At 65.6% G+C, this 6,740-nt stretch carries 6 protein-coding genes; 2 read left to right on the forward strand and 4 right to left on the reverse strand.

The window, feature by feature from the left end:
• Positions 1–64 precede the first annotated feature (64 nt).
• The 3 genes from C489_RS02510 to C489_RS02520 all read right to left on the reverse strand — a co-directional run bounded on the left by C489_RS02510 (position 65) and on the right by C489_RS02520 (position 3,412).
• Positions 65–1,642, reverse strand: a complete 1,578-nt coding sequence (locus C489_RS02510) for an aldehyde dehydrogenase family protein (RefSeq protein WP_006429552.1) — start codon at positions 1,640–1,642, stop codon at positions 65–67.
• Between the two features lie 342 nt (positions 1,643–1,984).
• The gene (locus tag C489_RS02515) at positions 1,985–2,503 is read right to left on the reverse strand and encodes a hypothetical protein (protein ID WP_006429553.1); all 519 of its coding nucleotides are present in this window, start codon (positions 2,501–2,503) and stop codon (positions 1,985–1,987) included.
• 99 nt (positions 2,504–2,602) lie between these two features.
• On the reverse strand, positions 2,603–3,412 hold the full coding sequence (locus C489_RS02520) for an RIO1 family regulatory kinase/ATPase domain-containing protein (protein WP_006429554.1): 810 nt from the start codon (positions 3,410–3,412) through the stop codon (positions 2,603–2,605).
• Between the two features lie 149 nt (positions 3,413–3,561).
• On the opposite strand from C489_RS02520, the gene C489_RS02525 reads away from it, so the two are divergent.
• Positions 3,562–4,800, forward strand: a complete 1,239-nt coding sequence (locus C489_RS02525) for a DUF7544 domain-containing protein (RefSeq protein WP_006429555.1) — start codon at positions 3,562–3,564, stop codon at positions 4,798–4,800.
• Positions 4,801–4,891: 91 nt separating this feature from the next.
• The gene (locus C489_RS02530) at positions 4,892–6,034 is read left to right on the forward strand and encodes an acyl-CoA dehydrogenase family protein (RefSeq protein WP_006429556.1); all 1,143 of its coding nucleotides are present in this window, start codon (positions 4,892–4,894) and stop codon (positions 6,032–6,034) included.
• 97 nt (positions 6,035–6,131) lie between these two features.
• Here C489_RS02530 and C489_RS21820 read toward each other — a convergent pair.
• A partial coding sequence (locus C489_RS21820) for a DUF6517 family protein (protein ID WP_006429557.1) occupies positions 6,132–6,740 on the reverse strand: 609 nt, incomplete at its 5' end.

The following is a 6,740-nucleotide window of genomic DNA, read 5'->3' on the forward strand; positions in this document are numbered from 1 at the left end:
CCCGTGTCGGTGCCGCGGGCCTCGCACTCGAGCGCTGCGTCGAGACGGCTTCGCGTCTCCGGTCTCAGTCCTCGGAGGTCTTGATGTCCGCCGACAGCCCCTGTGCCATCTCGATGTCGTCGGCGTTGTTCATCGTCCACGCGGTCCGCTCGGTGACGGCCTCGATGGCCTCGCGGGCGCTGGGGTAGCCGTTGCCCGATTTCTTGACGCCGCCGAAGGGAAGTTGGACCTCCGCGCCGATACACGGCAGGTTCGCGTACGCGAGCCCGATGTCCGCGCGGTCGCGGAAGTAGTTGAGCTGGCGGTAGTCCTCCGAGATGATCGCTCCCGCCAGCCCGTAGGGGGTGTCGTTGTGGATCTCGACCGCGTCCTCGATATCTCCCGCGTACTCGATCAGGGCCACGTGCGGGCCAAAACACTCCTCGTTCAGACAGCGCAGGTCGGACTCGTAGTCGATCTCGTAGACGAACGGGCCGACCCAGTGGCCGCCCTCGTGGCCGTCCGGAATCTCGCTCTCCTCGAGTTCGAACCGATCCACTAAGACGGTCGCGCCCTCTTCGCGGGCGAGGTCGTTGTGCCGGCGGATCTTCTCGACGTGGTCGGCCTCGATGGCCGGCCCCATGAACGTGTCTTCCTCGAGCGGATCGCCGACGGCGATGTCCTCGGCGATGTCGACGAACCGCGCTTTGAACTCGTCGTAGACATCCTCGTGGATGATCAGCCGCTCGCTCGAGACGCAACGCTGGCCGGTCGTCTTGAACGAACTCATCACGGCGGAGTGGACGGCGATGTCCAGATCCGCCTCCTCGGTGACGACGATCCCGTTCTTGCCGCCCATCTCACAGGCCGCGAGTTTGCCCGGTTCGCCGCCGACCTTGCCGGCGATCTCGTGGCCGACCTCCGCGGAGCCGGTAAAGAGCACGGTGTCGACACGCTCGTCGTCCGTGATGGCCGCGCCGGCGTCGCCGAAGCCCTGCACCATGTTGAAGACGCCGTCGGGAATCCCGGCGTCGTCCATCATCTCGGCGATGATCTGTCCGCACCACGGCGTCTGCTCGGCGGGCTTCCAGACGACGGTGTTGCCCTCGACCAGGGCGATGGCCATGTGCCAGAAGGGGATCGCGACGGGGAAATTCCATGGCGTGATACAGCCGATGACGCCCCGCGGTTTGCGTCGCATGAACGAGTCCTTGCCCGCGACCTCCGACGGAACCACGTCGCCGTGGGGATGGCGCGCGTTGCCCGCCGCCCACTCGACCATGTGCCACGCCTCGGTGACGTCTGCCTTCCCCTCGGAGATCTCCTTGCCGCACTCCTTCGAGACGATCTCGCCCAGCTCCTCGTGGCGCTCCCGAAGCTCGTGATAGATGTCCCAGAGGTACTCCGCGCGGTCGATGTAGGACAGGGAGCGCCACTCCTCGAACGCATCGTCGGCGGCCTCGAGGGCCGCGTCGATGTCGGCTTCGGTCCCGCGCTGGAAGGTCGCCAGCGTCTCGCCGGTGGCGGGATTCTCGCTCTCGAAGGTGTCCTCGTCCCCTTCATCGTCGGACGCCGTCCGACTGCTCGCGGGACTCCGTCCCGCGTTGGTCCACTCGCCGCCGATGTAGTGGCCGTGTCCCTGTTCGGTGAGTTGCTGGCTCATACTCGAACGAACGACGGCAGCGGTGAAAATCCTGCTGGTGGTTCACACGCCTCGAATCGGGTGGCTGGTGCTCGACTTGAGGGCTGACAGTCACTGGTGAACTTGCTCGACGGCAGCCGTGTGATACACTGTGGAGAGTCGCTCTGTCTGCCGGGCAACGACGGGATTCGGATTCTGTGCTCAGTACAGGTGGAGAAGTGTGCACTCACCGCGAGCGAACGTAGTGAGTGAGCGGGCCGACGACCGACCCGCAGGGGAGGGAAGAGTGCTTTTCATCGAAGTTTTGCGCTGCGGGCGCGACGGAGTCGCGCCCGCAGCGCAAAAGTTCGGTTCGCATACTCCTTATCGATCCTCTTCCTTCCCGCGGTCTTCGGTCACGGTCCGCTCGCCCTCCGGCGGCGCGTCCTCCATATCTTCGTGGCGTTCGTCGCCCGCCTCGGTCATCCCCTCCGTCGACGGCTCGAGGCCCTCGCCGGTCCGGCCCTCCTCGCTCGCGGCCGGCTCGTCGGGCGTTCCGGACGGCGGCCCCATGGTCCGCTGTTCGTCGCTGTCAGTTCGCGCGTCGGTGCTCTCGTTGCGCTCAATGACCGGATCGGTTCCCTCGTCCGACGCCGCGAGCGAGTCGCGCTCGGCCTCGAGTCGGATCGCGGTCCCGGTGACCTCGCCGACGGCTTCGGCATCCACCAGGACGACGTTCGCCTCGTGCTCCCACTCGAGGATCGCTCGAAGCGTGCTCCGGGCGTCGTCGTTCACGTCGACGTAGGCCGTCTCGGGTTCGGTCATCTCGACGGTCCCGAGGACGTCGCCGCCGGCGGTTTCGACCCGCTTCCCGACGTCGTCGTCGGTAAACGTCGCGCTCATGTGCGACTATAGCGCCACTCCGCGAAAACCCGTGGTGCCTGCACTGGCCTGTGCCGTGGCCGCTGGTCCGATCGCCCGCCGGCCGTCCCTTGGCTTCGGTTACTGCCCGCCCAGATCGGCCGCCTTCTCGAGTTCGCTCCGCAGGGTCGTCGAGTCGAACTCGTGGTCGGGTCGGAGCCGGACGAAGTCGAGAAACTCCCGCGCGGAGAGCAACGCGTCGGGGCCGTAGGCCGTCGCGGCTGCGTCGACGGCGTCCCGCGGACCGATTCGGGGCTCGAGGACGGCAAGCGCACAGGCCAGATCGTAGGCCGTAGTCTCGTCGACGCGGTCGTCGTCGACGCTGGTGGCGTCGATGAAGTAGAACTCGCCGTCACAGAGGAGGATGTTCTCGGCCCGCAGGTCGCCGTGGGCGAGTCCGTGTTCGTGGACGGTCGCGAGCATCGCGAACAGTTCGGGCGCTCGCGCCGCGACGATATCGTCCGAGACGTCGTCGAGCGACCGGAATTCGGGGAGGTACTCGAGGACGAGGACGCCGAGGCCGTTGACCTCGAAGGCGTCGATCGGTTGGGGGGCGTTGACGCCGATTTCGCGCATTCGCTCGGTCGCCGCGTACTCGTGTTCGACCATCCCGCGGGGGGTATCGAAGCGGTCGAAAAATCCCTCGCTCCCGGAAGAGAACGCGCCGACGTTGCGGCCGGTCGTCAACACCGCGTGGACCAGCGCGTTCTGCCGGGTGACAATCTTGACGAACCACTTGTCGTCGATCACGCAGGGCGTCGAGAGCCAGTTGTCGGCCTCGAGGAACTCGACGCGGACCTCCTCGCGGTCGTAGCGATCCGCCAGCGTGCGGACGACACGCTCGATGCGGCTCCACTCGACGGATCCTCGTGCGAGCCGGCGGATATCCATACTCCCACTGTCGGTAGTTGTGGTTAAATGTTCCTCGAAGTGTTGCAGGGAGAACGTGTCTGTCATCGACCGGCAAATCGTTCGACTCGTCCGCCACTGCCCGTCAGAACAGTATTATTATCACTGCGGCGAAAGTATCCTCGAGTAATATGGATGCGATCGACGATCTCGGCGATGCGATCGATGTCACGCGAAACCGCTTGACACCGGTCCGAAAAGGGACGTGGCTCAAGTTCGCGCTCGTCGTCTTTTTTGTGGGTTCGTCCGGCATCGGCGGGATGGGAGGCATCCCCGGCAATTTCGGAACGGGTACCGACGAGCCGACGTTCGAGGGCGAACAGCCGACGGGAGCCACTGACGTTCCCGTCGACGACGTGCTCGTCTGGGCGCTCGCGATCCTCGCGGTCCTCGTCGTGCTCTGGCTGGCCTACGCGTTCATCGCCGCGGTCATGGAGTTCGTCTTCCTCGAGTCGCTTCGCTCGTCCGACGTGCGTCTCAGGCGTTACTTCTCGGCGAACCTCGGGACGGGGCTGTGGCTGTTCCTCTTCCGGCTCGGGCTCCAACTCCTGTTCGGCATCCTCGCTATCGTCCCTGCCGCGGTCGTCTTCCTCTCGATGGAATCCGGGTTCGACGGCGTTTCGGCCGGCCTTCTGCTGCTTTACATCTTCTACGCGTTCGCGTTGGCAGTGATTTACAGCATCGTGATGCGATTCACCACCGACTTCGTCACGCCGATCATGCTGCTCGAGGACCGCGGCGTGCTCGCCTCGTGGGGTCGGTTCTGGACGACGCTGAAAGCGAGCTGGGCCGACTACGGCGTCTATCTGCTGTTAGTCTGGGTGCTCCAGCTCATCGTCGGGATCGCCGCCGGATTCGTCCTCGTATTCGGCGGACTACTACTGGCGATTCCGTTCGGGATTGTCGCCTTCCTGCTGTTCATCGCCCTCGATATGATCGGCCTGATACTGGCGGCTCTGGTTGCCATCGTCGGGCTCGTTCTGTTCGCGATCTTCGCCTTGCTGTTTTACGTCCCGATCACGACGTACTTCCGCTATTACGCGCTGCTGCTCCTCGGTGATACCGACGGTGACCTCGATCTCATTCCCGACCGGCGCGAAGCGGTGCGCGACGGCGGTCTCGGATCGGCCAGCCGGGACGACGACGGAGACGGAGCCGGGCCAGGCGGGTTCGGATCCGACGACGGCTCCGGCTGGGGCGATTCCGATGGTCGGGACGGATCGGATCGGCGAAACGACTCGAGCGGGTGGGACGATTCCGGCGATCAGGACGACGAACCTGCCGACCGAAGCGGGTCGGACGACTGGGGCCAGCGGGACGATCGAGATCGGTCGGCCGACTCCGACGAGGACGACGACGGCTGGCGGTAGAACCGTCTTCGACGAGTCGCGGGAGACGGCCATCGTCGTGCGATCTGCGGATCGGCGGTGCGCTTATTTCGGGCGCTAGCAAGTGTCACGTATGGAGTTCGACCTGCCCGACGAACACCGGATGATCCGGGAGACCGTGAGGGACTTCTGCGAGCGGGAGATCGAGCCGATCGCCCAGGAGATCGAGGACGAGCATCGGTTCCCGGCCGAAATCTTCGATCAACTCGCCGATCTCGACGTGATGGGCGTTCCGATCGCCGAGGCGTACGGCGGACTCGGCGGCGATACGCTCATGTACGCGCTGGTCGCCGAGGAACTCGGCCGGGTCTCCGGCGCGGTCGGGCTCTCCTACGTCGCCCACACGTCGCTCGCGTCGAAACCCATCGAACTGTTCGGCTCCGAGGCCCAGAAAGAGCGCTGGCTGCGCCCGCTCGCCGAGGGCGAGTACGTCGGCGGCTGGGCGCTGACCGAACCCAGTAGCGGCTCCGACGCGTCGGACATGGACACGACCGCCCGAAAGGAGGGCGACGAGTGGGTGCTGAACGGGACCAAGCAGTTCATCACGAACGCCTCCGAAGCCGGCTCGATCCTCGTCAAGGCGGTCACTGACTCCGATGCGGGCTACGACGGCATCTCGACGTTCATCGTCGATCCGCGCGAGGACGACGGCTTCGAAGTGACGACGATCTGGGACAAGATGGGGCTGAACGCCTCGCCGACCTGCGAAATCTCCCTCGAGAACGTGCGCCTGCCGGAGGACCGGCTGCTCGGCGAGGAAGGCGAGGGCTGGGAACAGACGAAAAAGACTCTCGACGGGGGCCGTATCTCCATCGCCGCGCTCTCGACGGGGCTCGCACAGGGGGCCTACGAACACGCCAAATCCTACAGCAAAGAGCGCGAGCAGTTCGGCCAGCTGATCTGCGAGTTCGACGCGGTTCGGGACACGATCGTCGACATGCACCGCAAGACCGAGCGGGCGCGACTGCTCACGCACAGAGCCGCGCGGACGTACGATCGAGGCGACCCCGTCACCCGAGAGTCCGCCCTCGCGAAACTCGACGCCAGCGAGGCGGCCCGGGAAGTCGCCGAGGACGCCGTCCAAGTGCTTGGGGGCTACGGCTACACCACCGACTTCGCGCCACAGCGGTTCTACCGCGACGCGAAGCTCATGGAGATCGGCGAGGGCACCAGCGAGATCCAACACTTGGTCATCGGCCGAGAACTGGGTCTGTAGACGGTGCCGGTGGCCGCGGCCTCGAGGCGGCGTGGCTGACGAACACCGAACACCGAGCGCTGAGCGGCTCTCGCAGTCGACCCGGTTGCCGACCAACTCAGTTGAGGAGGCCGTCGTCGCTCTCGTTGCCGTCGCTGCTGTTGGTCTCGTTTCCGCTTCCCGAGTCGTCGCTGCTCTCGTTGCCGCCATCGCCGTCGGACCCTGACTCCCCGCTCGAGGCGTCCTCGTCGACGTCGGTGGTAACGGACTCCATGAGCGAGACGATGTTTGCTTCCTCTTGGCCCCGGAGTTGCTGGGGATAGACGCCGATGCTGACGAGCAGATCCTCGCCGGCCTCGACGGCTTCGCTGACGTGGACGTCGACATCGATGTCCGCGCCGTCGAATTGGGCCTCGCCGGTGAACCGCGACCGCGTCGTCTCCTCCTCAAGGATCGAGACGGAGAACTCCTCGTCGGGGGAGACGTCGCCGAGCCCGTCGTAGTTGCTCGCGACGAGTTCCATGAGTTCGGTGGCGGACATCTCTTCGACGGGATTGAACTCCCGACCGAGCAAGGAGACCTGCGGGGTCGTCAGGACGATGAAGACGGCACCGCGCTGTTGGCCCAGCGGCCCCATATCCACCGCCTTCTCGTGGGTCGTCTTGTAGTTCGTGACGCTGACCTGCTCGGAGAGGGGGCCGACCTCCCGCTCGACGACGACCTCCTC

It is taken from the genome of Natrinema versiforme JCM 10478 (assembly GCF_000337195.1).
Classification (GTDB): domain Archaea; phylum Halobacteriota; class Halobacteria; order Halobacteriales; family Natrialbaceae; genus Natrinema; species Natrinema versiforme.